At 62.4% G+C, this 25,307-nt stretch carries 21 protein-coding genes; 7 read left to right on the top strand and 14 right to left on the bottom strand.

Annotation, left to right across the window (positions count from 1 at the left end):
* Nucleotides 1-8 precede the first annotated feature (8 nt).
* The 5 genes from FHK92_RS24680 to FHK92_RS24660 form a co-directional block, all read right to left on the bottom strand.
* A complete protein-coding gene (locus tag FHK92_RS24680) occupies nucleotides 9-830 on the bottom strand; it encodes a TIM barrel protein (protein ID WP_181290421.1) in 822 nt (273 codons plus the stop codon).
* Nucleotides 831-864: 34 nt separating this feature from the next.
* A complete protein-coding gene (locus FHK92_RS24675; protein ID WP_181290420.1) occupies nucleotides 865-2,367 on the bottom strand; it encodes a CoA-acylating methylmalonate-semialdehyde dehydrogenase in 1,503 nt (500 codons plus the stop codon).
* Between the two features lie 30 nt (nucleotides 2,368-2,397).
* Nucleotides 2,398-3,207, bottom strand: coding sequence for a 5-deoxy-glucuronate isomerase (gene iolB / locus FHK92_RS24670; protein ID WP_181290419.1), 810 nt, complete (start codon nucleotides 3,205-3,207; stop codon nucleotides 2,398-2,400).
* The gene (iolE, locus tag FHK92_RS24665; RefSeq protein WP_181290418.1) at nucleotides 3,204-4,097 is read right to left on the bottom strand and encodes a myo-inosose-2 dehydratase; all 894 of its coding nucleotides are present in this window, start codon (nucleotides 4,095-4,097) and stop codon (nucleotides 3,204-3,206) included. The genes iolB and iolE overlap by 4 nt, the downstream gene beginning before the upstream one ends.
* Before the next feature lie 189 nt (nucleotides 4,098-4,286).
* Nucleotides 4,287-6,224: a bifunctional 5-dehydro-2-deoxygluconokinase/5-dehydro-2-deoxyphosphogluconate aldolase gene (locus tag FHK92_RS24660; protein ID WP_181290417.1), complete on the bottom strand. Its 1,938-nt coding sequence runs from the start codon at nucleotides 6,222-6,224 to the stop codon at nucleotides 4,287-4,289.
* 312 nt (nucleotides 6,225-6,536) lie between these two features.
* Between FHK92_RS24660 and FHK92_RS24655 the strand changes: the two genes are divergently transcribed.
* Both FHK92_RS24655 and FHK92_RS24650 read left to right on the top strand, forming a co-directional pair.
* A complete protein-coding gene (locus FHK92_RS24655) occupies nucleotides 6,537-7,457 on the top strand; it encodes a MurR/RpiR family transcriptional regulator (RefSeq protein ID WP_030141273.1) in 921 nt (306 codons plus the stop codon).
* A gap of 32 nt (nucleotides 7,458-7,489) precedes the next feature.
* Nucleotides 7,490-8,101 (top strand): glutathione S-transferase, encoded by a 612-nt coding sequence (locus FHK92_RS24650; RefSeq protein ID WP_181290416.1) that lies wholly within the window; start codon nucleotides 7,490-7,492, stop codon nucleotides 8,099-8,101.
* A gap of 185 nt (nucleotides 8,102-8,286) precedes the next feature.
* On the opposite strand, the gene hcnC is transcribed toward FHK92_RS24650, so the two are convergent.
* From hcnC to FHK92_RS28215, 4 genes are read right to left on the bottom strand one after another with little or no spacing between them, the layout of a single operon-like run.
* Nucleotides 8,287-9,546 carry a cyanide-forming glycine dehydrogenase subunit HcnC gene (gene hcnC / locus FHK92_RS24645; RefSeq protein WP_181290415.1) on the bottom strand — a complete coding sequence of 420 codons (1,260 nt, stop codon included), beginning with the start codon at nucleotides 9,544-9,546 and terminating at the stop codon, nucleotides 8,287-8,289.
* The gene (gene hcnB, locus FHK92_RS24640; RefSeq protein ID WP_181290414.1) at nucleotides 9,539-10,948 is read right to left on the bottom strand and encodes a cyanide-forming glycine dehydrogenase subunit HcnB; all 1,410 of its coding nucleotides are present in this window, start codon (nucleotides 10,946-10,948) and stop codon (nucleotides 9,539-9,541) included. The genes hcnC and hcnB overlap by 8 nt, the downstream gene beginning before the upstream one ends.
* Entirely contained in the window at nucleotides 10,945-11,268 is a 324-nt protein-coding gene (hcnA, locus tag FHK92_RS24635) for a cyanide-forming glycine dehydrogenase subunit HcnA (RefSeq protein ID WP_181290532.1), read from the bottom strand. Before hcnA ends, hcnB begins: the two co-directional genes overlap by 4 nt.
* Nucleotides 11,268-11,432, bottom strand: coding sequence for a WhiB family transcriptional regulator (locus tag FHK92_RS28215; protein WP_181290531.1), 165 nt, complete (start codon nucleotides 11,430-11,432; stop codon nucleotides 11,268-11,270). The genes hcnA and FHK92_RS28215 overlap by 1 nt, the downstream gene beginning before the upstream one ends.
* A gap of 117 nt (nucleotides 11,433-11,549) precedes the next feature.
* Between FHK92_RS28215 and FHK92_RS24625 the strand changes: the two genes are divergently transcribed.
* Together FHK92_RS24625 and FHK92_RS24620 are read left to right on the top strand one after the other, a co-directional pair.
* Nucleotides 11,550-12,233, top strand: coding sequence for a response regulator transcription factor (locus tag FHK92_RS24625; protein ID WP_030141267.1), 684 nt, complete (start codon nucleotides 11,550-11,552; stop codon nucleotides 12,231-12,233).
* Nucleotides 12,211-13,596 (top strand): sensor histidine kinase, encoded by a 1,386-nt coding sequence (locus FHK92_RS24620; protein WP_181290413.1) that lies wholly within the window; start codon nucleotides 12,211-12,213, stop codon nucleotides 13,594-13,596. Before FHK92_RS24625 ends, FHK92_RS24620 begins: the two co-directional genes overlap by 23 nt.
* 195 nt (nucleotides 13,597-13,791) lie before the next feature.
* Here FHK92_RS24620 and FHK92_RS24615 read toward each other — a convergent pair whose 3' ends face one another.
* The 4 genes from FHK92_RS24615 to FHK92_RS24600 all read right to left on the bottom strand — a co-directional run bounded on the left by FHK92_RS24615 (nucleotide 13,792) and on the right by FHK92_RS24600 (nucleotide 18,743).
* Nucleotides 13,792-14,040, bottom strand: a complete 249-nt coding sequence (locus FHK92_RS24615; protein ID WP_181290412.1) for a DUF1652 domain-containing protein — start codon at nucleotides 14,038-14,040, stop codon at nucleotides 13,792-13,794.
* A 238-nt stretch (nucleotides 14,041-14,278) separates the two neighbouring features.
* A complete protein-coding gene (locus FHK92_RS24610) occupies nucleotides 14,279-15,763 on the bottom strand; it encodes a helix-turn-helix transcriptional regulator (protein WP_181290411.1) in 1,485 nt (494 codons plus the stop codon).
* A gap of 83 nt (nucleotides 15,764-15,846) precedes the next feature.
* Nucleotides 15,847-17,130 carry a Zn-dependent hydrolase gene (locus FHK92_RS24605; protein WP_181290410.1) on the bottom strand — a complete coding sequence of 428 codons (1,284 nt, stop codon included), beginning with the start codon at nucleotides 17,128-17,130 and terminating at the stop codon, nucleotides 15,847-15,849.
* 134 nt (nucleotides 17,131-17,264) lie between these two features.
* Complete coding sequence (locus FHK92_RS24600; RefSeq protein ID WP_181290409.1) at nucleotides 17,265-18,743, bottom strand: NCS1 family nucleobase:cation symporter-1; 1,479 nt, start codon at nucleotides 18,741-18,743, stop codon at nucleotides 17,265-17,267.
* Between the two features lie 611 nt (nucleotides 18,744-19,354).
* Between FHK92_RS24600 and hydA the strand changes: the two genes are divergently transcribed.
* The 3 genes from hydA to preA all read left to right on the top strand — a co-directional run bounded on the left by hydA (nucleotide 19,355) and on the right by preA (nucleotide 23,619).
* Nucleotides 19,355-20,794: a dihydropyrimidinase gene (gene hydA, locus FHK92_RS24595; protein WP_181290408.1), complete on the top strand. Its 1,440-nt coding sequence runs from the start codon at nucleotides 19,355-19,357 to the stop codon at nucleotides 20,792-20,794.
* A gap of 183 nt (nucleotides 20,795-20,977) precedes the next feature.
* Complete coding sequence (locus tag FHK92_RS24590) at nucleotides 20,978-22,345, top strand: NAD(P)-dependent oxidoreductase (protein ID WP_181290407.1); 1,368 nt, start codon at nucleotides 20,978-20,980, stop codon at nucleotides 22,343-22,345.
* Complete coding sequence (preA, locus tag FHK92_RS24585; RefSeq protein ID WP_181290406.1) at nucleotides 22,345-23,619, top strand: NAD-dependent dihydropyrimidine dehydrogenase subunit PreA; 1,275 nt, start codon at nucleotides 22,345-22,347, stop codon at nucleotides 23,617-23,619. Before FHK92_RS24590 ends, preA begins: the two co-directional genes overlap by 1 nt.
* Before the next feature lie 5 nt (nucleotides 23,620-23,624).
* Here preA and FHK92_RS24580 read toward each other — a convergent pair whose 3' ends face one another.
* A complete protein-coding gene (locus FHK92_RS24580) occupies nucleotides 23,625-25,271 on the bottom strand; it encodes a phospholipase D-like domain-containing protein (RefSeq protein WP_181290405.1) in 1,647 nt (548 codons plus the stop codon).
* Nucleotides 25,272-25,307: the final 36 nt, after the last annotated feature.

Genomic DNA, 25,307 nt, shown 5'->3' with positions numbered 1-25,307 from the left:
AAATCGTGTCAGGCCTGTGAGCTTTGCAGATGGTTCATGCTCGCCCCCAACGCCTGGCGGATATCGGCCAGTTCATGAACGCTCTCGGCAAAGGGTTCGAAGGACAGGTAACCGTCATAACCTCCATTCACCAGCGCTTCAATCTGCGCGGCATTGCCGAGAATATCGCCCTCGCCCACCAGCACCCGATGACCGTCCCGAATCGTCGCCAACGGCGCCTGGGCATCCTCGACCCCGGAAATGTGCACCAGCCCAGTCAGCTCCGGGAAGAATTCCTGCTCGCCGGCCAGATGATGGTGGAAGGTGTCGTGCACCAGGCGGAACACATCCAGCCCGCCGATGGCCTTGATCGCTTCCACCGCCGCGCGCTTGCGGCGCAGCGAGCACTCTTCGAAACCCAGGGGCTCGATGAAACCGTAGATACCGAAGGCCCGCAGGATCGGCGCCAGTTCACTGAGGGCGGTGCGCAGCCCCGTCGCCCGTTCGGCCTCGCTGCGCGGGTCGGCGCGGTCGTTGAGCGGGCACATCACCAGCCCTTCGGCGCCGCACTCACGGGCGTAGTCGGCCAGGCGCACGGCCTGGGCACGGCGCTCCTCGTTCCACACATCGAACGGGTACAAGGCGTTGATCGACAGCACCTTGATGCCGCGCGCCTCGCACAACTCACGGACGCGTGCCGGTGGCATGCCGTCTTCGATCTCGACACCTTTCAGATCATTGCGAATCTCGATGGCATCGGTTTTCAACGCCAGCGCCAAGTCGATGAAAGCCGGCAGTGACAGGCGTGGGGCAACCATTCGGTTCAAGGCAAAACGCAGGGGCTGGTTCATTGTTGTTCTCCCTCCGGCATTCATGAAATTGAGTTTATTGGGCAGTGGGCATGCTGAATTCGGGGCCCTTGGCGATGCTGTCGGGCCAACGCTGCATCACGCTCTTGTAGCGACTGTAGAAACGCAGGCCTTCCTCGCCATAGGCATGGTGGTCGCCGAACAGCGAACGCTTCCAGCCGCCAAAGGAATGCCAGGCCATGGGCACCGGGATCGGCACGTTGATGCCCACCATGCCGACCTTGATGCTGCGCGCGAATGCCCGGGCGATGCCGCCGTCACGGGTGAAGCACGACACGCCGTTGCCGAACTCATGGGCGTTGATCAGCGCCACTGCGGTGGCGAAATCCGGTACACGAACGATGCCCAGCACGGGGCCGAAAATCTCCTGCCGGTAGATGCTCATCTCGGCGGTGACCTGGTCGAACAGCGTCGCGCCGACAAAAAATCCCTGCTCGGCTCCCGGCACCTTGAAGCCCCGGCCATCGACGATCAGCCGAGCGCCCTGGGCCACGCCGGCATCGATAAACCCTTCCACCTTGGCCTTGTGCTCGGCGGTAACCAGCGGCCCCATGTCCGTACCTGGCTGCTGGCCGTTGCCGACCTTCAATTGATCAATGCGCGGCAGCAATCGAGCAATCAACTCATCACCGACATCGCCCACCGCCACGGCAATCGAAATCGCCATGCAGCGCTCGCCGGCCGAGCCGTAGGCCGCGCCGATCAAGGCGTCCGCCGCCTGGTCGAGGTCGGCATCGGGCATGACGATCATATGGTTCTTCGCTCCGCCCAGCGCCTGGACGCGCTTGCCGTTCGCGGTGCCCTGCTGGTGGATGTATTCGGCGATGGGCGTGGAGCCGACAAAGGAAATCGCCTCGATGTCCGGGTGCTGCAACAGCGCATCCACCGCCGCCTTGTCGCCCTGGACCACGTTGAACACGCCGTCCGGCAAACCGGCTTCGGTCAGCAGGCGGGCCATCAGCAAACTGGCGGACGGGTCGCGTTCCGAGGGCTTGAGGATGAAGCAATTGCCGGCAACCAGCGCCAGCGGAATCATCCACAGCGGCACCATGACCGGGAAATTGAACGGCGTGACGCCGGCGCAAACACCGAGGGGCTGGCGCAGGTTCCAGTTGTCGATGCCGCCGCCGATGTTGTCGCTGAAATCGGTCTTGAGCAGGCTCGGCGCACCGCAGGCGTACTCGACGATCTCGATGCCACGGGTGACTTCACCGTGAGCATCGGACAGCACCTTGCCGTGTTCGCGACTGATGATCTGCGCCAGTTCGTCGTGGTGACGATCGAGCAATTCCTTGAACTTGAACATCACCCGCGAGCGACGCAACGACGACTGCTCGGACCAGGCCGGGAACGCCGCCAGCGCCGAGGCCACCGCCGCGTCGACGGTACTCGGCTCGGCCAGGGCCACCCGCGCCTGCACCGCGCCGGTCGCCGGGTTGAAGACGTTGCTGGAGCGAGCGGTGTCGCCGTCCTGCACCTGGCCGTTGATGTAATGACCTATTACCGGGGTGTCGCTCATTGTCCTGGTTCTCCGTTGGAATGTTCGAATTCAGAGGTCGAGCAGCCAGCTGTGCTGCGGGTCGTTATGGAACTGCCAGACGCGCTTCGGGCCGGCCATGACATTCAGGTAATACGACTCATACCCGTAGGGCACGCTGACCGGGTGGTATCCCTTGGGCACCACCACCAGGTCGCTGTTTTCCACGGCCATGGCCTGGTCGATGCTGCGGTCGTCGGTGTAGACCCGCTGGAACACGAAGCCCTGGGACGGATTGACCTGGTGGTAATAGGTTTCTTCGAGAAAACTCTGGTGCGGCAGGTCGTCGGTGTCGTGCTTGTGGGGCGGGTAGCTGGACGAATGGCCGGACGGCGTGCGCACTTCCACCACCAGCAGCGAATGCGCCGGCTCGCTGTCGGGCAGGATGTCGCAGACGTAGCGGGTATTGGCGCCCTTGCCGCGTACGCTGCGTTTCATGCTGTCGGGGCGGATCAGCCGTGGACCGTATTCGCTTTGCGCGGCACCCGGCGCGGCGCACACCGCCACCTGCACATCACTCAGCGCGGTGACCTGGGCCTGGCTGCCGGGCGGGAGATAAGCCGCGAAGGGTGATTTGTCCTCGAACACCGATTGGCGATCACCGAGGTTGTCCCAGTTGAAGGCGCCCTGCCCTGGCGCTTCGCCCTTGAGGTCGATGCGTCCGCTGAGCAGGACCACGCACAACTCCTTGTCACCGGCCATCACGGGAAGGGTTTCGCCGAGGCTCAGGCGGTAGGCGGCGAATCCCACGTACTCCAACGCGCCATGGGGCAGTTCGACCAGCTTTTGGCCGCCAGGATTGCTCTTGATCAACAGGCTCATGCCGGCATCCTCTCTTGCAGCAGGGCACGCAAGGTGTCGTAGCCCTTTTTGGCGTAGACATAACTCGGCGCTACTGCCGGATCCTGCTCGGCTTCCACCACGAGCCAGCCGTGGTAGTCGGCGGCGAGCAGGACGTCGAGCAACGCGGCGAAATCGATGTCGCCATCACCCGGCACGGTGAAGGTGCCGTTGATGATGCAGTCGGGAAAGCTCCAGAGGTTGTTGCGCGCCAATTGCACCACCGGTTTGCGCACATCCTTGAAATGCACATGGCAGATGCGCTCGATGTGCTTGCGCAGGACTTGCAACGGTTCGCCCCCGCCCATGTAGCAATGGCCCGAGTCGAACAGCAGGCCCACTTCGCTGCCGGTCAGCGCCATCAGCTTGTCGATGTCCGAAGGCGATTCGACGTAGGCGCCCATGTGGTGGTGATACGCCAGGCGCACGCCTTGAGACAGCGTGAAGCGCGCCAGCTCGGTGAGTTTGTCGGCGTAGGCTTGCCAGGCTTCGTCAGTATGAAAGCGCGGGCGTTCGATCAGCGGGATGCGCTGGCCCTGGATCGAATCCGCCACCTCGCCGTAGACCAGCACCGTCGCGCCGTTCTGCGCCAACAGCTCGACATGGCTGGCGATGGCGTCGATCTCCTCGGCCGCCGAACGCCGCGCCAAGCGACTGGAATACCAGCCAGACACCAGCGCCAGGTCATACGGGCGCAACACGTCGCCGACGCCCTTGGCGTCCTTGGGGAACTTGCCGTTGAGCTCGAAACCTTCGTAGCCGATTTCCTTGCCTTCGCTCAGCGCCGTGCTCAAGGGCGTCTCGCCGCCGAGGGATGGCAGGTCGTCGTTACTCCAGGAAATCGGGTTGATGCCAATTCGGATTGCGGGCATGGCTGCACCTTTTATTGTTTTCTCTAATATTTAACCGATCACCCGTGGCGAGGGAGCTTGCTCCCGCTCGGCTGCGAAGCAGACGCAAAATCTGTGACCGCGGTTTCCCTGTCGAATCGAGGTGACTGGCCTGGGACTGCTTCGCAGCCCAGCGGGAGCAAGCTCCCTCGCCACAAGAGCCCCATCGCGTCACGCCCGTGCAGCACGCCACGCCTCGATCAATTCCACAAACCGTCCCTGCACGTCCCGGATCAACGTTTCATCATCGATCTCTCCGGCCATCCAGGCCCGGCTCGGTTCCTGGAAGATCGTCCGGCCCACGGCAAACCCCCGGCAGGTGGTGCTTTGACTGGCCTGGCGGAAGCCTTCGGCCAATGCAGACGCCGGAGCGTTGAGGCCCAGCAGCACCACGCCACGGCAGTACGGGTCGCGCTGCTGGATCAACTCGTCGAGCTGTTTCCACTCCTCGGCCGTCTGCGCTTCGATCTTCCACCACGCCGGAAAAATACCCAGGTTGTAGAGGCGCTTGAGCGCGCGAAGCAGCACGTCCGGATGGGCCGATGGATGATCCTTCGGCGGGATCACTTCCAGCAGCAATTCATGGCCGCTGACCTGGGACGCCTTGTACAACCCCATCAGCTGCGCCTCCTGTTCCAGGCGCAGCAGCGGCTCGTCGTCGGGGTGAAATTGCACCAGGCATTTGATGATCTGTTCCTGCGGCCAGGCGATCAGATTGCTACCAATGGAGCGCCCATGCTCGAACGCCAGCGGTCGCGAGCCCTGCACCTCCACGGGCCGCGCCACCCACCAGCCGCGCCCGGTGGCCGCGTTGAGGGAGTCCTGGCCGAAACGCTGATCGGCCAACAGGCCGACGTCGGCCTCGATGCCCTGTCGCTGCAGGTCGGCTTCGACCCGCTCCACCGCCTGGATAAACAATTGCTTGAGTTCGCCGATGCTGCTCAGTTCACGGCCGCCCTTCTGCGCCAGCTCCACCAACTGCCAGCGATGATCGAAGGCAAAGATGAACAGCTGTTTCCAAGCCTTGCGCGGCACGCTGACCTGATGCAGCCGTTGCAACACGGCATCCTGGTCCGGTCGAGTAATGGGCACCGGGCTCTTGAACAGATAATCGAGCTCGGCCCGAGTCGGCATCGCCGGGGCGCACGCATGGCGCGACACCACCAGGCCGCCACAAGCATTGGCCAACTGGCAGCAGCGCTCATCGCTGGCGTCTTCCAGCCAGCCGGCGAGAAAACCCGACATGAACGCATCGCCTGCGCCCAACACATTCAGGACTTCGACCCGCACGCCAGGGTAAAGGGCGCCGTCCTCCAATCGGCTTGGAATATCACCATGGATCACCGTGCACCCTTGCGGGCCGAGCTTGACCACCAGGGTTGCGGTCGTCAGCGAGCGCACCGTCCGCAGTGCGGTCAATAGATCTTCGCTGCCGCCTGCAATCAGGAATTCTTCTTCAGTGCCGACGATCAGGTCGAAACGCGGCAGGATCCCTTGCACGTGCTGGCTGACTTTACGATCGGCGACGAAACGGGTCTCGCCATCGGCCTTGCCTGCCAGGCCCCAGAGGACGGGGCGGTAATCGATGTCGAGGACGCACTTGACGTTGTGTTTCCGCGCATGGTCCAGCGCCTGGATGCTGGCGTTGTAGACGCCTTCGGTGGAGAAATGCGTGCCGGTGATCAGCAGCGCCTTGCTGGAGGCGATGAAGGCTTCGTCGATGTCTTCGGCCCGCAGCGCCATGTCGGCGCAGTTTTCCCGGTAGAACACCAAGGGGAAGGTCTCGCGATCCTTGATGCCCAGCAGGACCATGGCGGTGAGTCGCTCAGGATCGACCTTGATACCGCTGACGTCACACCCTTCACGCGCCAGTGATTCCACCAGAAAGCGCCCCATGTGATCGTCGCCGACCCGGCTCAGCATTGCCGACCGAAGCCCCAGGCGAGCCGTGCCGAAGGCGATGTTGGCCGATGATCCGCCCAGGTACTTGGCGAAGCTTGAAACATCTTCCAGGCGCGCGCCGACTTGCTGCGCGTAGAGATCGACGCCCAGGCGTCCCAGGCAGATCACATCCAATTGACGCCCACTGGCAAAACGAGTCTGGCCCATGCTGGCTCCTGTTATTTTTATCAGCCTGCGCTGGTCGTCGGACCCGACATCAGCGCTTCGGTGGATGCAGACTAAAACGAGCCAGCGCCAATAATCAATATTTTTTCCATAAATTTTTATCGTGGAATATTTTTTCCAATATGCTACTGCTCAACCGGGCCAGGCGCAGTGCATCGTTTCAGCAGGTGCTGCAACGTCGTTCACCCATGATTTTCCTCGCGCCTACGCTGTAGACTGCGGCCAGCCAACCTATTGTCGAGGGCGGCCCGTTTGCACGGGTTGCCCTATAAGAACAAGCCAGAAGGATTTCCTATGACCCGCCCCGATCTGCCGGCGCCGTCCGAGAGCGCATCCGAAGCCGCTCTCCCCAGCCCACCGATCAACGCCGAGCGTCTGCTGCAACTGATCACCGAGGAATACGAAAGCCTGCCTCGCCAGCTCAAGCGCATCGCCAGCTACATGAGCCAGCAAAGCGACCGGATCATGGTCGATCGCATCAGCGACATCGCCCGGGAATGCGAAGTCCACCCTTCGGCCATCGTGCGATTCTCCCAGCGCTTCGGCTTCAGCGGGTTCAGCGAAATGCAGGCCTTGTTCCGCGAAGCCTATACCCACAAGACCACGCCGGTGCAGAACTACCAGCAGCGCATCCGCAGCATGATCGCCAACAAGTCGCAGAAGGCCAGTGCCGGCGATCTTGCCCGAGAGTGCGTCAACGCGACCTTGTCAGGCATCGAGCGCCTGGGGTTGGAACTGGACGACGAGGCGTTCGAGAAAGCCGTGGACCTGGTGGTCAATGCCGACAATATCTACGTGGTCGGTGTGCGGCGTTCATTCGCGGTGGCCGACTACCTGGTCTACAACCTGCAGCACACCAACAAACGCATTCACCTGGTGTCCGGCCTGGGCGGCAGTTATCGCGAGCAGATGCGCAGCGTGCGCGCCAATGACCTGGTCATCGCCATCAGCTTCACGCCCTACGGCAAGGAAACCCAGCACTGCCTGCGCATTGCCCAGCATCACCAGGCCAAGACGTTGATCATTACCGATAGCAATTTGTCGCCCCTGGCCAAGCGGGCCAATGCGGTGCTGCTGGTCAACGAAGGCAGCTCGTTCGCGTTCCGCTCGTTGAGCGCCACGTTGTGCCTGTGCCAGGCGTTATTCATCGCCGTGGCCTACCGCCTTGAACTCAAGGTTGATGAAATCCATGAACAGGTCGGCTTCGAGGATTGATGCCCGACCTGAAAACCGCTGAAGGAGAAGCCATGAAACTGATCGGCATGCTGGACTCGCCCTATGTGCGCCGCGTCGCCATTTCCGCCAAACGCCTGGGGATCGCCCTGGAACACGAATCGGTTTCGGTGTTCAGGCATTTCGAGCATTTCCAAAGCATCAACCCGGTGGTCAAGGCACCGACTTTGGTGCTGGATGATGGCTCGGTGCTGATGGATTCCACGTTGATCATCGATTACCTGGAGGCCCTGGCCGGCCCAACGCACAGCCTGATGCCGGACGATCCCAAGCAACGGCTGCGCTCGTTGCAACTGATTGGATTGGCCTTGGCGGCGTGTGAGAAGTCGGTGCAGATCTATTACGAACGCACCCTGCGGCCGGCGGAAATCCAACACGGTCCATGGCTTGAGCGGATCTCCGGCCAACTGCTGGCGGCGTACGGCGGGTTGGAGCAGGCGCTGGCAAAACAGCCACTGCCCACCGATGGCTCGATCGACCAGGCCGGCATCACCGTCGCCGTGGCATGGACCTTCACCAACCTGTTGGTGGCGGATCAGGTGCAGGGCAAGGCCTTCCCGCAGATCAGCGCGTTCACCGCCTATGCCGAAGGGTTGGAAGCGTTCATCAGCACGCCGGTGGAATAACGGCTGATACATTCCCGTGTGGGAGCGAGCCTGCTCGCGAAAGCCGCGCATCAGTCACCATGGATGCCGACTGACATGACGCCTTCGCGAGCAGGCTCGCTCCCACAGGGATTTTTGGCGAATCATATGCCGCGACCAACCGAGGACAGTGTGGGTGCGAGCCTGATCGCTCCCACAAGGTTCGCTCAGGCAGGCTCCACTTCCCTTGGTTCTGCAATCGGCGCCACCTCGAACCGGTCCGCCAGGAACGGCGTAATGTCCAGCGGCAGCGGCTCATCATTGACCAGTTTATCCAGCAACACCCCGGTAATGGCCGAGGTGAGGATGCCGGTGCGGAAATGTCCGCAGGCGTTTAGATAGCCCTCCACGCCGCGCATCGGCCCCAGGATCGGCAGCTCGTCGGGTGAGCCGGGGCGCAGGCCGGCCCAGGTGCGTTTGAGGTTGATGTCGGCCAGTTTCGGAATACAGCGCATCGCGCCTTGCACCAGCCCTTCGATCTCCGGGTAGGTGGTGGTCACGTCGAACCCCTTGTCCTCCGTGGTGCTGCCGATCAGGATTTCGCCGTTGTCTTTCTGCGCCACATAGCAATCGCTGGTGGTCAGGCAACCGTTGAGTATCCTGGGCATGCGTTCGGTCAACAGGATCTGGCCCTTGACTGGCTTGACCGGAATGCGCACGCCCGTGGCCTGCTCGCTGAGGTCCGCCGCCCAGGCGCCGGCGGCGTTGATCAGGGTCCGGCAATTGAATGTCCCGGCTTCGGCGGTTTGCACGCCGACCACCTGCGCGCCGCTGCGCAAGACTTCCGTCACATGGGTGTTGAAGTACAGGTCGACGCCGTTCTGCCGCGCGCCCTCGGTGTAGGCGTCGGCGAGGCGGAACGGGCTGACCTGGTGATCGCAGAGAAACTCCAGCGCACCGAGGGCCTCATGGCTCACATTTGGTTCTGCCTCGCGCAAGGCCGCCTGGTCGAGCCAACGCACCTGATCGGCCAGATGGGGAATGCAGGCGGCGATGTGCTCGGCGTACAAGCGGTCCTCATCGTCATAGATCACGAACTTCAGCCCGGTTTCTTCGAATTTGAAATCCATGCCGTGGCGCTCAAGCAACTCGCGATGCAGTTGCGGGTACATCGCGTTGGACTGCAAGGCGAACTCGAAAAACGAGTCGGGCAGGATATGCGGCGTGCTCGCATCCACCGCCACGGCGGCGCCCTGGGCCTGACGCTTGCGATTGGCAGACATCATGCGAAAGAAAATCACCCCGCAGCCCAGGCCCACCGATTCACCGATGGCCCACAAGCCACCCGCCGACGCACGGGTGGCGTTGCCGGGGCGCTTGGCGTCGATCAGGGCGACCTTCAAATGGCTGCGCTTGGACAGCTGATAGGCACAGGAAGCGCCGATCACACCGCCGCCGGCAATCACCACGTCATAGTGCTTAGTCATGGGAAGCGGCCTCCGTGCCGACATTCTGAAAGGCTGAGAAAGGAATCGGATCGATGGGAAAGCGCGGCCGCAACCAGCCTACATCGGCGCGTCCGGTGGCCTCGCGCAACCGGTCGCTGCAGTAACCGACGCACATGCGCCCCTGGCAATCACCCATGCTGACGCGGGTGCGCATTTTCAGGCTGGCCATGTCTTGCACACCCTGCTCCAGAGCCCGGTCGATGTCGGCGCGGGTGGCATGCTCGCAGCGGCAGATCACCGTTTCGGCACTGGGCAGCGCAGTCTGGCCCGCCCCGCGCCGGGTATAGCGATCGACGGCGGCGCGAAAGCGAATGATCCGCTCCAGTCGGGCCTGATAGTGGCCGCGACGCTCAAGGGCAGCCGGCTCATCCAGGACATTGCGTTGCATCAGCACTGATAGCGCGGCAATACGCCCGCTCAGCATGGCGGCTTCACCTCCGCGAATCCCGCCCATGTCGCCCGCCAGATGAACATGGGTCTCGCTGCTGCGTTGCCAGGCATCGGACACCGCACGCAAATAACCGTCTTCGCTGAAGCCGTGTTCCAGGCCCATCTGCTGGCTCAGTTGGGTGCGCGGGATAAACCCGTAGCCGACCGCCAGCGTCTGGGCCGGCAGCTGTTCGGCGCGCTCGAGGTCCGGCGCCCAATCGGCGGAATACGGCGCGACGGTCACGCCGCTCAACTCGCCCCCGCCCGCGGCACGCACCACGCCCCAGCCATAGCGGACGGGAATACGATGCCGCTTGAGATACGCGAGCATGCCCAGGCCATCGAGGAACAGCTGCGGCTTGTTCAGCAACGCCAGGCTTTGCTTGGCGATCCGGCCGAACGCGCAGGCCTCGTAGACACCCGCCACGGTGACACCCGAGGCGTGCAGTTGGCAGGCCACCAATGGCAGCAGCGGGCCCGTGCCGGCAATCACCACCGGGCTCGGCGGTTTGACTACGCCGCTCTTGATCTGCAATTGCAAGCCACCGAGCATCATCACACCCGGCAACGTCCAGCCAGGAAACGGCACGCTGCGTTCATGGCAACCGGCCGCAAGGATCAGCTGGGAATAGGCGACTTCGCGCAAGCGCTCGTCAGCGTCCAGCAACATCAGGGCCCGGAACCCTTCGGCGCCGATGACCCGGCTGCCCAACCGCACGTCGATCAGGCCGGCATGGCGCTGGAATTCCCCGTGGAGTTTTTCCAGGGCTTCGCTGTAGCGCCGCCCCAGGTAATCCAGGCGTACCCCATCGCGCAAAGGGCCGCGATACACCACCCCGCCCAGGCGCGGCGCCTCTTCGAGCAAGGTGCAGCGCACGCCGTGGGCGGCCAGTTCAATGGCCGCCGCCATACCCGCCGGACCGCCGCCGACAATCACCGGATCGAGGCTCATGGCGCCTCCGTTTCGGCAATGCGGTTGGTCCGGGTTTCGATGTGCATGCCGGGGCGCACCAGAGTCTGGCAGGCACGGCGCTTATGGCGACCGTCGATCTTGACCAGGCAGCATTGGCACACGCCCATGCCGCAATAGGCACCGCTGATCTGGCCATGATCGTTGCGGGCGACCTGGCGCTGGCCCAGGGCCTGGATGACCGTGAGCACGGTTTCGCCCTGGGCGGCGTTGACAGCTTGGCCGTCCAGGTGCACGGTCATGTCAGCCTGTTCCAGGGGTTGGATATCAAATGGTCGATGTATGAAGTCTTGAGGTTGCATCATGCAGCTCTTCCTTGAAAGTTCAGTAGGTCTCGGCTCCTTGCGACACGCCACTCTTTGCCTTGCGTCAATGCCCATCGGCGACAGCGCGCCAGAACCGGGCAGCGAGCGCAGCATGATGGTGCGCACCGAAAGGATGTTAGGGAATATTTGTGACGAAGTATTGATCCAGGCCACTAAAGCCGCAGGCTGGCGTCGATGAACTTTTTTTCAGAAAGCCGACAGGTATTCTTTGGCAAAATGCTGCGCAGTCGCTCCAACTTCCCCACACGGTACCGCCCATGAACCGCATCCTGACTATCGAAGACGACGCCGTGACCGCCCGTGAGATCGTCGCCGAACTGACCCGCAACGGCCTGGATGTCGATTGGGTCGACAACGGCCGTGAAGGCCTGGAACGTGCAGTCAGCGGTGACTACGACCTGATTACCCTGGACCGCATGCTGCCCGAACTCGACGGCCTGGTGATCGTCACCCAACTGCGAAGCATGGGCGTCGCCACGCCGATCCTGATGATCAGCGCCCTTTCCGACGTCGATGAACGTGTGCGAGGCTTGCGGGCCGGTGGCGACGATTACCTGACCAAACCGTTCGCCACCGACGAAATGGCCGCCCGGGTCGAAGTGCTGCTGCGACGCAACAACGGCGCGCGCGAACCGGAAACCGCGCTGCGAGTGGCCGACCTGGAGCTCAACCTGATCAGTCGCGAAGCCAGCCGCAACGGGCAGTTGCTCAGCCTGCTGCCCACCGAGTACAAACTGCTGGAATTCCTGATGCGCAACAGCGGGCAGATTCTCTCGCGCATGATGATTTTCGAGGAAGTCTGGGGTTATCACTTCGACCCCGGCACCAACCTGATCGACGTCCACATCGGCCGCCTGCGCAAGAAAATCGACCCGCCGGGCCTGGAACCGCTGATTCGCACGGTACGGGGTTCCGGCTATGTCATTGCTGAACCCCGCTAAGGGCTGGCGCTCCTCCAGCAGCCGCCTGCTGGCGCTGTACAGTTCGCTGTTCGTGCTCTGGAGCGCGATCCTGATGGGGGTGATGTACTACGAGGTATTTGGCTACCTTGACAGCCTCGCCAAGCACTCCCTGATGCAGCGCCAGCACTTGTTCGCGCGCATCCACGGCGACCAATTGGAAGACGCGCTGATGGCCAGCCTGACGCTGGACGAACGCGGCGTTGACGCCTATGGCCTGTTCGACCCGCAACTGCGTCACCTGAGCGGGCCGATCCAGCGAATCCCCGCCGACCTGCCGCTCGACGGCAAGATCCACATGCTTGGCGGCTGCGTGGATTCCGACGATCCGGACGTGCCTTCAGACAGTTGCGATGCAGTGGCGTCCCGGACCCAGGATGGCCGCTGGCTGGTACTGGCGAGGGACAACGGTTCGCTGTTCGCCGTCACGCGCATCATCCTGCACGCGCTGTTCTGGGGCGTCTCGCTGACGATCCTGCCAGGCATCGCTGGCTGGCACCTGTTGCGCCGCCGACCGTTGCAGCGCATTCGCAAACTGCAGGCCAGTGCCGAAGCCATCGTTGCCGGCGACCTGACCCATCGCCTGCCGCTGTCGAGCCGGCGCGATGAATTGGATATGCTGGCAGCGATCGTCAATGCCATGCTCGACCGCATCGAACGGCTGATGAACGAGGTCAAGGGTGTGTGCGACAACATCGCCCACGACTTGCGCACCCCGCTCACCCGGCTGCGCGCGCAACTCTATCGCATCCAGCAGGAAGCCGCCGACGGCTCCCCCGAAGCGTTGCAGATGGATCAGGTGATCGCCGAGACCGATACGCTCATGGCGCGGTTTCGTGGCCTGTTGAGGATTTCGGAACTGGAGGACCAGCAGCGCCGCTCAGGTTTCGTGCGCCTCGATCCGTTGCAGTTGTTGCAGGAATTGCATGATTTCTATCTGCCCCTGGCCGAAGAGCGCGAGCTAGTCTTCACCCTGGAAGTACCCGACGCACTGCCCCTGCTCAACGGTGACCGGGCACTGCTGTTCGAAGCGGTGTCGAACCTGCTGAGCAACTCGATCAAATTCACCCCGCCGGGCGGCGAAGTGATCCTCAAGGGCGTTGACCAGGGCGACAGCACCCGCATCGAAGTCCTCGACTCCGGCCCCGGAATCCCCGAGGCCGAACGCAAGGCCGTGTTTCGACGCTTCTATCGCGCCGAGGGCAGCAGCCAACACGGCGGATTCGGCCTCGGCCTGTCGATCGTCGCCGCGATTGTCAGCCTGCACGGGTTTACGCTGGAGGTGGATCGCAGCGAGTCGGGAGGCGCGCGGTTGACGCTGGATTGTCGGGCGACGTTGTTGTAGAGGGGTTTCACCGTAGCACCAGGAACGCTCGATGTGGCTACAGCGGAATTTCATCGTGGCGAGGGAGCTTGCTCCCGCTGGATCGCGCAGCGATCCCAAAACCTGCCGAACGCGCAGTTTCGACACGCCGCTTGCACCAGATTGCGACTGCTTCGCAGCCGAGCGGGAGCAAGCTCCCTCGCCACAGGACGCCTTTCAGGCAGGATCACTGCGATGCAACGGCGTGTTGTGCAATTCATAGCGCAACTCATCGATCAGCTTTTCCAGGCCTTCTTCGGAGCGGATGCTGTCGACGCTCATGCCGCTGACCACCAGGTCGACCTCGCCGCTTTCCTGATGATACAAACGAATGGTGAGCGTGCCGTCGCCATTGAGGCTGCATTCGCAGGACAGGGGCGCAAAGCTGTTCTCAAGACGGGTGCGTAACGGAGCCAGGTGGGTCATGGGCGCACCTCAGCTGCGGAGTCGCAAATGACCGGCAACTCGCTCCGGCCTCCGGGCTCGCACAGACGTCCTGTCGGTCTCACTTTTAAAGGGTTTGCTACACATCGTGACGTATTCCTTGACTGTTTCGTGGGGACGCGACACCTCTGACAATGCCGCACCCCATCAGCCTAAGGACGTAACCGCCTGGGTAGAACCCGAATTTGCACCATAACGCCAGGTGCATATGCACTAGCCACTATAGTGCCTTCATCCGCCATTCATTCCCGAACAGCCCCCGCTCCCGGGCCCAGACAATCGCCTCGCTGCGGCTGTGGACGTCCAGTTTCGAATACAGCGTCGCCACGTGATTGCGCACGGTATTGGGGGCCAGTTTCAAGCGTGCGGCAATTTCCTTGTCGGCCAGGCCTTCGCAAATCAGCCCCAGCACGTCACGTTCCCGGGCCGTCAGTTCGGTGAAAGAGGTCGAGGGTGATTGCGCGTTGATGCTTTTTACATTCGCCAGTTTTTCGATCAGGGTTCGGCTGAACCACGAGGCGTCCTTCATCACCTCCTCGATAGCCGCCACCAATTCCAGCTCCGAGCGCTTGCGTTCGGTGATATTCATCAGCACCAGCAAATAGCAGGGCTTGTCCTGGATGACCACGGTATCGGCGGCCACTTCGCAATCGATCTGCTCGCCGCCTTTCTTGTGCACCTTGACGTCGACGCTGGACACGGCGGCAGCGTTCTCCAGCCGGGCAAACAATGCTGCGCCCGCCGCCTTGTCCAGGAAGCCGATTTCATCCACTGTCTTGCCCAGCAGTTCCTCGCTGGCGTAACCAGTCACTTGGAGGAAGGCTTCGTTGATCTCCAGCAATTGCAGTTCACCACTGCAGATCAAGGTCGGCACCGGAGACAGGCGGAATGACTTGGCGAAGCGCTCCTCGCTCTGACGCAGCGCCGTTTCGGCCTTGCGCCGCGGCTCCATGTCCATGAACGAAAACAACATGCAGTCTTCATCGTGCAGATCCAGCGGCTGCCCGGCGACGATCACCTGTTTGATCGTGCCGTCCGGCAAGCGCAGCTCGGCCTGCATCTGTGGAATGGTTGCGCCCTGCCCCAGTCGCTCGATGGCCAGGTCGCGCTTCTCCGCGGCCTCGAGCACATCCAATTCGTACACCGAACGGCCGATCACCTGCTCGCGGCTGTAGCCGGTCATTTCCAGGAAGCCGGGGTTGACCTTGATGTAGCGCAAGTCGCTGAGACGGCAAATGACCGCTGGCGCCGGGTTGGCGGCGAAGGTCCTCTCGAAACGCTGCTCGGCGCTGGCCCACTCGGTGGCATCGCTGAGAATCAGCACCAGGTATTCCGGCTCGCCGGCGCGGTCGGCCAGCACCATGCTGCGGATGCGGTGCACCCAGGTACGGTCGGGGTCGGCCGCTGGCGTGACTTCCACCAGCACGTCACTGAACTCATCACCACGGGCCACCCGGGCGATGGGATAGTTTTCCTCTGGCAGCGGATGATTGTTGCGATAGCGCAAGTTGAAACGCCGGGCATATGCCTTGGCGTTGGCACCCAGTTCGCTCAGCTCCTGCACGCCATGCATGGTCAGTGCCGCCTCGTTGGCCCAGGCAATGGTCTGGTCGACCTCGACGAGCATGACGCCGTCGGACAGCCCGGCGATGATCTGCAGCAACTGGCGGCGATTGGTGTCGGTGTTCGGGACATCCTGATTCATTGGGTCTCCATGGGGTCGTCACGTTCTGGCATGGATGCGTTGAAGGTTACGACCGCATGGCTCCGGGATAGTGCGCCAGCCGCTCAAGCCGCCATGCGCCCCTCGGCGATCGCCTGGGAGGCGGCCAGCATGGCGCGCAGCAGCACGGCGCAGCCGGCGGCGAGGTCGTCGGGGGCGGCGTTTTCGATTTCGTTGTGGCTGATGCCGCCTTCGCAGGGCACGAAGATCATGCCGGCGGGGCCCAGTTCAGCGAGGAAAATCGCGTCATGACCGGCGCCGCTGACAATGTCCAGGTGCGACATTCCTAGCCCTTGTGCAGCGCCGCGCACCGCGTCGACGCAGCCCTGGTCGAAATACAGCGGCGGGAAGTCTGCCGTGGGTTTCAAATCAAAGGTCAGGCCGTGCTGCCGACACGTGTCTTCGATCACCTGCTTGACCTCGGCAATCATCGAGTCCAGGCGCGCCGGTTCCAAGTGGCGGAAGTCGAGGGTCATGCGCACCTCTCCGGGGATGACATTGCGCGACCCCGGGTAGGCTTGCAGGCACCCGACCGTGCCGCAGGCGTGGGGTTGATGGCCGAGGGCGGCGCGGTTGACGGCACCGACGATGATCGAGGCGCCCACCAGTGCATCCTTGCGCAGGTGCATCGGCGTGGGGCCGGCGTGGGCCTCGACGCCGCGCAGGGTCAGGTCGAACCACTTCTGCCCGAGGGCGCCCATCACCACGCCGATGGTCTTGCCCTCGTCTTCGAGGATCGGTCCCTGCTCGATATGGGCCTCGAAATACGCGCCCACCGGATGGCCAGTCACCTGCCGGGGGCCGGCGTAACCGATGGTGTTCAGCGCCTGGCCCACCGTGATGCCTTCGGCGTCGGTCTTGGCGAGGGTTTCTTCGAGGGTGAATTTCTCGGCGAACACCCCGGAACCCATCATGCACGGGGCAAAGCGCGAGCCTTCTTCGTTGGTCCAGACCACCACTTCCAACGGTGCTTCGGTCTCGATGCCCAAGTCATTGAGGGTGCGCAGCACTTCCAGCCCGGACAATACGCCGAAGCAGCCGTCGAACTTGCCGCCGGTAGGTTGGGTGTCGATGTGGCTGCCGGTCATCACCGGTGGCAGGTTCGGATTGCGCCCCGGGCGGCGGGCGAAGATATTGCCCACCGCGTCGACGCTGACCGTACACCCCGCCGCTTCGGTCCATTGCACGAACAAGTCGCGGGCCTGGCGATCGAGGTCAGTCAGGGCCAGCCGGCACACACCGCCCTTGACCGTGGCGCCGAGCTGGGCCAGGTCCATGAGTGATTGCCAGAGGCGGTCGCGGTTGATGTGCCGGTGGGTAGATTGCAGGACGTCGGTGGCTGCGTTCATGGGGATCTCCATTTTCTTCAGGCATTTTTGGGTGTGTTTGAGACCGCTATCGCGAGCAAGCTCGCTCCCACCCTGGATTGGGGTGCACAGCAGATCCCTTGTGGGAGCGAGCTTGCTCGCGATGAGGCCCTCCTTCACACCGCGGTTTTAGCGACGGACGGGCTCGCTCGCATACTGCACAACCCGTAATAAATCACCCCGCCCAACGCCGAGCCGGTGAACCAGCCGTAGCTGTAGAACCAGCTGAACGCATCGCTGCCCAGGGACAGCAACGTCAGCACCACCGGTACGCCAAAGGCGATGAAACCGTTCCAGTTCCACGCCGGGTAGATGTCGTCGCGGTACAAGCCAGCCAGGTCCAACTGCTGCCGCTTGATCAGGAAATAATCCACCACCATGATCCCGGCGATCGGCCCCAGCAGGCTCGAATAGCCCAGCAGCCAGTTCGAATAAACCGATTCCAGGCTGACGTCGGAAACGATCCAGCCGAGTTTTTTCAGCAATTCGTGGCCCATCAGCGCCAGCCCCACCAGGCCGGTGAGCAGCACGGCCTTGGTGCGACCAATCAGTTTCGGCGCCAGGTTCTGGAAGTCATTGGTCGGCGAGACGATGTTGGCAGCGGTGTTGGTCGAAAGCGTGGCGACGATGATCAGCACCATGGCCAACGCCACCCATAGCGGGCTCTGGATATGCCCGATCAAGGTCACCGGGTCGGAGACGGTCACACCCACCAGTTTTTCCGAAGCGGCGGTCATGACCACGCCGAGGGAGGCGAACAGGAACATGGTCAACGGCAGGCCGATGATCTGTCCGACGATCTGGTCCTTCTGGCTCTTGGCATAGCGGCTGAAGTCCGGGATGTTCAATGACAAAGTGGCCCAGAAACCGACCATCGCCGTCAGCCCGGCGAGAAAATAGCCGGTCACCCCAGCGCCTTCGGGCCGCTTGGCCGGGACCGCCATCAGCTCGGTCAGCGACACATTGGGCAACGCCCAGACCAACAGCCCGGCCCCCACCAGAACCAGCAGCGGCGCAGACAAGGTTTCCAGCCACTTGATCGACTCGGCGCCGCGCAACACCACCCACAGGTTGATGACCCAGAACACCATGAAGCCGATCACTTCGCCGGTGCCGCCGAGGCTCTTCCAGCCGTCGAACACCGAACCGAAAAACAGGTGGATCGCCAGCCCGCCGAACATCGTCTGGATGCCGAACCAGCCACAGGCGACCAGGGCGCGGATCAGGCACGGCACGTTGGAACCGATAACGCCAAAGGACGAGCGCAGCAACACCGGAAACGGGATGCCGTACTTAGTCCCGGCAAAGGCATTGAGGGTCAGCGGGATCAACACGATGATGTTGGCGAACAGGATCGCCAGCAGCGCCTCCCCCACCGTCAGTCCGAAATAGGCCGTGAGCACGCCGCCCAACGTATAGGTCGGCACGCAGATCGCCATGCCGACCCACAGTGCGGTGATGTGCCATTTGTTCCAGGTTCGCTCGTGCACCTTGGTTGGCGCGATGTCGTGGTTGTAACGGGGGCTGTCGAGGACGTCGCTGCCGGCTTCGAGTTCGAATAACCCGTCGCGCTCGGTCACTGTTGATCTGGTCATGTCCGCTCCACTGTTTTCATTATTTTTTGCTCATCGACGGGCGATGGCTGGAGTACTTGCACGCGTACTGCCGATCACCCCGCCAGGCCACGACGACACTCAATAACCGTGCCGAACAAATGAATAACTGACGGAGCGATCGATATATCCCTTTCAACCAATTGATATTCAACGCTTTACGGCCACATTACCGCCCTGCTTCATTCCATGATCATCGATGTTCAGGCTAGATGACCTTCGCGCCCTGTCGAGCGGGAGATTCAAAGTGGTGCAGCCCGGCATGGCGCGAAGTGTCTAGACCGCACTTCAAGCGCTTTCAAGCCGCTGATTTAGCATGGTAAATCTCGCTCAAATAGCGATCCTGTCAAGTGCGTCAAATTGGTGAGCACGCTCACCAATTTGGTGATTTGAATATTTAACTATTTAATTTCAATCACTTAAATAACGAATAAGCTTATAAAAAATAATCTTGCTGATTTCAATAACTCCAGCTAGCGTCTAATCCTGACAGTCGTGACAGGAATTAAAATCTGCTCGACTGACTTACCCACCGTGATTGTTAAAACATAAAGAACCGGCAACAGTCGGTCATGCCCTGCGAGGAACTCGGAATGTCTCTGTTGATCCGTGGCGCCACCGTTATTACCCATGATGAAAGTTATCGCGCCGACGTGTTCTGCGCCGACGGCGTGATCAAGGCCATTGGTGAAAACCTTGATGTTCCGGCCGCGACCGAAGTGCTCGACGGTAGCGGTCAATACCTGATGCCCGGTGGTATCGATCCCCATACCCATATGCAGTTGCCCTTCATGGGTACGGTCGCCAGCGAGGACTTCTTCAGCGGCACGGCGGCGGGGCTTGCCGGAGGCACTACCTCGATCATCGATTTCGTGATTCCCAACCCTCAGCAATCGCTGATGGAAGCCTTCCATCAATGGCGCGGCTGGGCCGAAAAAAGCGCCAGTGACTACGGCTTCCACGTGGCGATCACTTGGTGGAGCGAACAGGTTCGCGAGGAAATGGGCGAGTTGGTCAGCCATCACGGCGTGAACAGCTTCAAGCATTTCATGGCCTACAAGAACGCGATCATGGCCGCCGATGACACCTTGGTGGCGAGCTTCGAGCGCTGCCTGGAACTGGGCGCGGTGCCCACGGTGCATGCCGAGAACGGCGAGCTGGTCTATCACCTGCAACGCAAGCTGCTGGCCCAAGGCATCACCGGGCCGGAAGCCCACCCGCTGTCGCGCCCTTCCCAAGTGGAAGGCGAAGCCGCCAGCCGGGCCATCCGTATCGCCGAAACCCTCGGCACGCCGCTGTACCTGGTACACGTCTCGACGAAAGAAGCGCTGGACGAAATCACCTACGCGCGCGGCAAGGGCCAGCCGGTCTACGGCGAAGTATTGGCGGGGCACCTGCTGCTGGACGACAGTGTCTATCGCGATCCCGACTGGCAGACCGCCGCCGGTTATGTGATGAGCCCGCCCTTCCGTCCGCGCGGGCATCAGGAAGCGCTCTGGCACGGTTTGCAGTCCGGCAACCTGCACACCACCGCCACCGACCACTGCTGTTTCTGCGCGGAACAGAAAGCCGCCGGCCGTGATGATTTCAGCAAGATTCCCAACGGCACCGCCGGTATCGAAGACCGCATGGCCGTGCTCTGGGATGAAGGGGTCAACAGCGGCAAATTGTCGATGCAAGACTTCGTTGCCCTGACCTCCACCAACACTGCAAAGATCTTCAACCTCTACCCTCGCAAGGGCGCGATCCGCGTCGGTGCCGACGCTGACCTGGTGCTCTGGGATCCCCAGGGTAGCCGCACGATCTCTGCCAAGACCCACCACCAGCAAGTGGACTTCAACATCTTCGAAGGCAAGACCGTGCGCGGCGTGCCCAGCCACACCATCAGCCAGGGTCGGCTGGTCTGGGCCGACGGCGACCTGCGGGCCGAGCGCGGGGCCGGGCGCTATATCGAACGACCGGCGTATCCGGCGGTGTTCGATTTGCTGAGCAAGCGGGCTGAGTTGACCAAGCCGACTGCTGTTAAACGCTGAAATCGAGGCCTTCGGCCTTCGCGAGCAGGCTCGCTCCCACACTGGATTTTGGGTGAATGCAAAAACCATGTGCACAGCAGATCCCCTGTGGGAGCGAGCTTGCTCGCGATGGCGTCAGCCCAGGCAACAAAAAAACCACTGCCCACCAGAGGCAGCACCTCAAACACCGTGAGGCCCGATTCCATGATCCAGCCCTTGAATCATCTCCCCCATTCCCAGGAAGACCCGGCCACCGTCGCCGCCCGTTTCAGCGACCTGGCGCCACCGCTGAACGCGCGCCAGGCCCACCTGGAAGCATCACGTTGCCTGTATTGCTACGACGCGCCTTGCGTGAATGCTTGTCCGAGCGAGATCGACATTCCATCGTTCATTCGCAACATCCATCAGGACAACGTCCAAGGCGCGGCCCAGCGGATTCTCTCGGCGAACATCCTCGGCGGCAGTTGCGCCCGGGTCTGCCCCACCGAGGTGCTGTGCCAGCAAGCCTGTGTGCGCAACAACGCCGACGAATGCGCGCCCGTGCTGATCGGCCTGTTGCAACGCTACGCCGTCGACAATGCCCACTTCAGCGAACACCCGTTCAAACGCGCCGCCGCCAGCGGCAAACGCATCGCCGTGGTCGGGGCAGGCCCCGCCGGGCTGTCCTGCGCGCATCGCAGCGCGATGCACGGCCATGACGTGGTGATCTTCGAAGCCCGGGAGAAGGCCGGCGGCCTCAACGAATACGGCATCGCCAAGTACAAACTGGTGGACGATTACGCCCAACGCGAATTGGACTTCCTGCTGAAAATCGGCGGCATTGAAATCCGTCACGGCCAAAAGCTCGGCGACAACCTCAGCCTGAGCGACCTGCACCAGCAATTCGACGCGGTGTTTCTCGGCCTCGGCTTGGCCGCCAGCAAACAACTCGGCCTGAGCGACGAACAGGCACCCGGGTTGCTGGCCGCCACCGAGTACATCCGCGAATTGCGCCAGGCCGACGACCTCAGCCAGTTGCCGCTGGCCGACCGTTGCATCGTGCTCGGTGCCGGCAACACCGCCATCGACATGGCCGTGCAAATGGCCCGCCTCGGTGCCCGCGACGTCAACCTGGTCTACCGTCGCGGTCTTGAAGACATGGGCGCGACCTTACATGAGCAAGACATCGCCAAGGCCAATCAGGTCCGCCTGCTGACCTGGGCCCAACCGCAAGAGGTGCTGCTGGACGACAGCGGCGTGGTGCGCGGCATGCGCTTTTCCCGGACCCATCTGGAGAACGGACGGCTGGTGATCAGCAGCGAGACCTTCGACTTGCCCGCCGATGCCATCTTCAAAGCCATTGGCCAAGCCTTCGACGACGACGCGCTGGTGGACCCGCTGGCCCGTGAGCTCAAGCGCCAGGACGGCCGCATCCTCGTGGACGAACATCTGCGCACCAGCATTCCCGGGGTCTATGCCGGCGGCGACTGCACCAGCCTGGACCAGGACCTCACCGTGCAAGCCGTGCAGCACGGCAAGCTCGCCGCCGAGGCGATCAATGCTCATCTCACGCTCAATGTGGAGGCTGCGTAATGGCCGATCTGTCGATTGTCTTCGCCGGCATCAAAGCCCCGAACCCGTTCTGGCTGGCCTCCGCGCCGCCCACCGACAAGGCCTACAACGTCGTGCGTGCCTTCGAGGCGGGCTGGGGTGGCGTGGTCTGGAAAACCCTGGGGGAAGATCCGGCGGCAGTGAACGTGTCCTCGCGCTACTCGGCTCACTACGGCGCCAACCGCGAAGTGCTGGGCATCAACAACATCGAGCTGATCACCGACCGTTCGCTGGAGATCAACCTGCGGGAAATCACCCAGGTAAAGAAGGACTGGCCGGACCGGGCGCTGATCGTGTCGCTGATGGTGCCGTGCGTCGAGGAATCCTGGAAGAACATCCTGCCCCTGGTGGAAGCCACCGGCGCCGATGGCATCGAGCTGAATTTCGGTTGCCCCCACGGCATGCCGGAACGGGGCATGGGCGCGGCGGTGGGCCAAGTGCCCGAATACGTCGAGCAAGTGACGCGCTGGTGCAAGACCTATTGCTCGCTGCCGGTGATCGTCAAGCTCACACCGAACATCACCGACATCCGCGTCGCCGCCCGAGCCGCCCATCGAGGCGGGGCCGATGCGGTGTCGCTTATCAACACCATCAACTCCATCACCAGCGTCGACCTGGACCGCATGGTCGCCCTGCCCATTGTCGGCAACCAGAGCACCCACGGCGGGTATTGCGGCTCGGCGGTCAAGCCGATTGCGTTGAACATGGTCGCGGAAATTGCTCGTGACCCACAGACCCAGGGCCTGCCGATCTGCGGCATCGGTGGCATCGGTAGCTGGCGCGATGCGGCGGAGTTCATCGCCTTGGGCAGCGGCGCGGTGCAGGTCTGCACCGCGGCGATGCTGCACGGCTTTCGCATCGTCGAGGAGATGAAGGACGGCCTGTCGCGCTGGATGGACGAGCACGGTCACGCCAACCTGCAAGCCTTCTCCGGCCGCGCGGTGGGTAACACCACCGATTGGAAGTATCTCGACATCAACTACCAGGTCATCGCCAAGATCGACCAAGAGGCGTGCATTGGTTGCGGGCGCTGTCACATCGCCTGTGAAGACACCTCGCACCAGGCCATCGCCACCCTCAAGTTGGCGGACGGCACCCATGCCTACGAGGTGATCGATGAAGAATGCGTCGGCTGCAACCTCTGCCAGATCACCTGTCCGGTGCAGGACTGCATCGAAATGGTCACGGTGGACACTGGCAAGCCGTTCCTGGATTGGAACCACGATCCGCGCAATCCCTACCACGTTGCGCCTTGATCCCCTTAACGGGCGCTGAACCTCAGCCGGGACAACATCCGCAGATCGCCGTCGCGGTAGTAGTCATCGGTCCAGCTGTCGTTCGGCGCCAAGGGATTGACCTGCTTGAGGGCGAGTTTTTTCGCAAAGTAGCGGAACCGGTAGTGCTCGTAGAAGCGCAGCAGTTCCAGCCCGTAGCGGTCGGCCAGGTCGGTGTCGCCCTGGATGATCAGGTAGTTTTCATCGTTGCCGCTGCTGGCGGCGGCGCTGAGGTTATGGCTGCCGCTGATGATCGTCGGCGCATCGCTGGTGAAGTCGGTGACGATGGCCTTGGTGTGCACCAGCAAGTTGCCCTTCTGGCCCTTCATGTTTTCCCGCAGCCAACCTTCCAGGCCGGTATTGAGTAACGCGGTGGCGGCGAACTCCGCGGTGCGATCGGCATGAAAACCGGTGATGCGGCTGGCAGAATTCTGCAGGCCGTAGCGCAGCACATCGTCATTCGGCTGGCCGAGCAAGGCATCGAGAATCGCGTCCGGCAGGGCAAATGCCGTGACGAACAGCAGGTCCTTGCGCGCGGACCTGATGATGTCGACGAAGCGATCGAGATCGCCTTGGCCGTTGCGGGGTGAAAACCCGGCGAACAGTTTGTCATCGACGTTCATAGGATTGTGTTGGGTCAACCAATCGCGGGTGGCGTCGACGTCCTCGGGCGCGTGCCAGATCTGCTCGAACACCTGGCGGTAGCTGTCGCTGATCCGTGAATCGTCCAGCACATGGATGACGTTGGCCTGGCGATAAACACCATTGGCGGTGAAATTGGTGCTGCCGCACAGCACCGCCTCGGGCGTCAACGTGCCATTTGCTTCGACCCGGCTCAGGACGATGAACTTGTCGTGAAAGATATTGTGGGTGACCCGCCCACGTTTGTTGGCGGCCGGAAGGTTTTCCAGGCCGGCTTCGTTGCGCAGTGTCGTGTCGTCATCCGGCTCGGCGTGGTACAGCACCCTGACCTGCGCGCCGCGTGCATGGGCGGCGTTCACCGCAGCGACGATCACCGGCAGTTCGTATTCATAGATGGCCACGTCCAGCGCCCAGTTGGCGTCCAGGGCCCGGTCGATGAAGCCGATCAAGCGCCCCAGCAAACCGTTTTCCAGCCAGCGACGTGGCGCGTCGGGCCATTCCTCGATGGACAACTTTTTATTCGCGCTGATCAGCGCATCCACTTCCGGAAACTTGCGCTGGAACGCCTGGCTGGCGGCCACCGCGCGGTTGAACATGACCCGCTGGCTGGCCGGTTGGCCGTCGTCGCTGGTCACGGTTACTTCCAGCGCTTCGCCCAGTTGCGGCGCATCGGGGCTGCCATAGGCCAGGTGCACGCGATAATGAATCGTCACGCCCGGGTTGACCGCGTAATCGGCCCAGCGAAATTTCTGCAACGGTGCCTTGTCGCTGGGCGTGGCGTGAAATTGGGGAAAAGTGTGGGCCTTGTCGGGGAAGGTCAGGCTGTTGAACAGGAACAGCCAGGGCTTGTCACCCGCCTGCTTCTCGATGGCAAAGCCCAGCAACCCCTTGCGCCGGGGTTCGGCGAGGTCCATGGCGAGCAGCACCCCGTTGGTGCCGGCGTAGGCCTTGACCCGGAAGTCATCCCGAGGATTGGTGACGAGTGCGCGCATGGGTTCATTCCTTTGAGGGTTGCTTGAGCATAGAGC

This window comes from Pseudomonas brassicacearum subsp. neoaurantiaca (assembly GCF_013608025.1).
Taxonomy (GTDB): domain Bacteria; phylum Pseudomonadota; class Gammaproteobacteria; order Pseudomonadales; family Pseudomonadaceae; genus Aquipseudomonas.
Note: the sequence above shows the minus strand (reverse complement) of the source record. Positions and strands in the feature narration are given on the sequence as shown.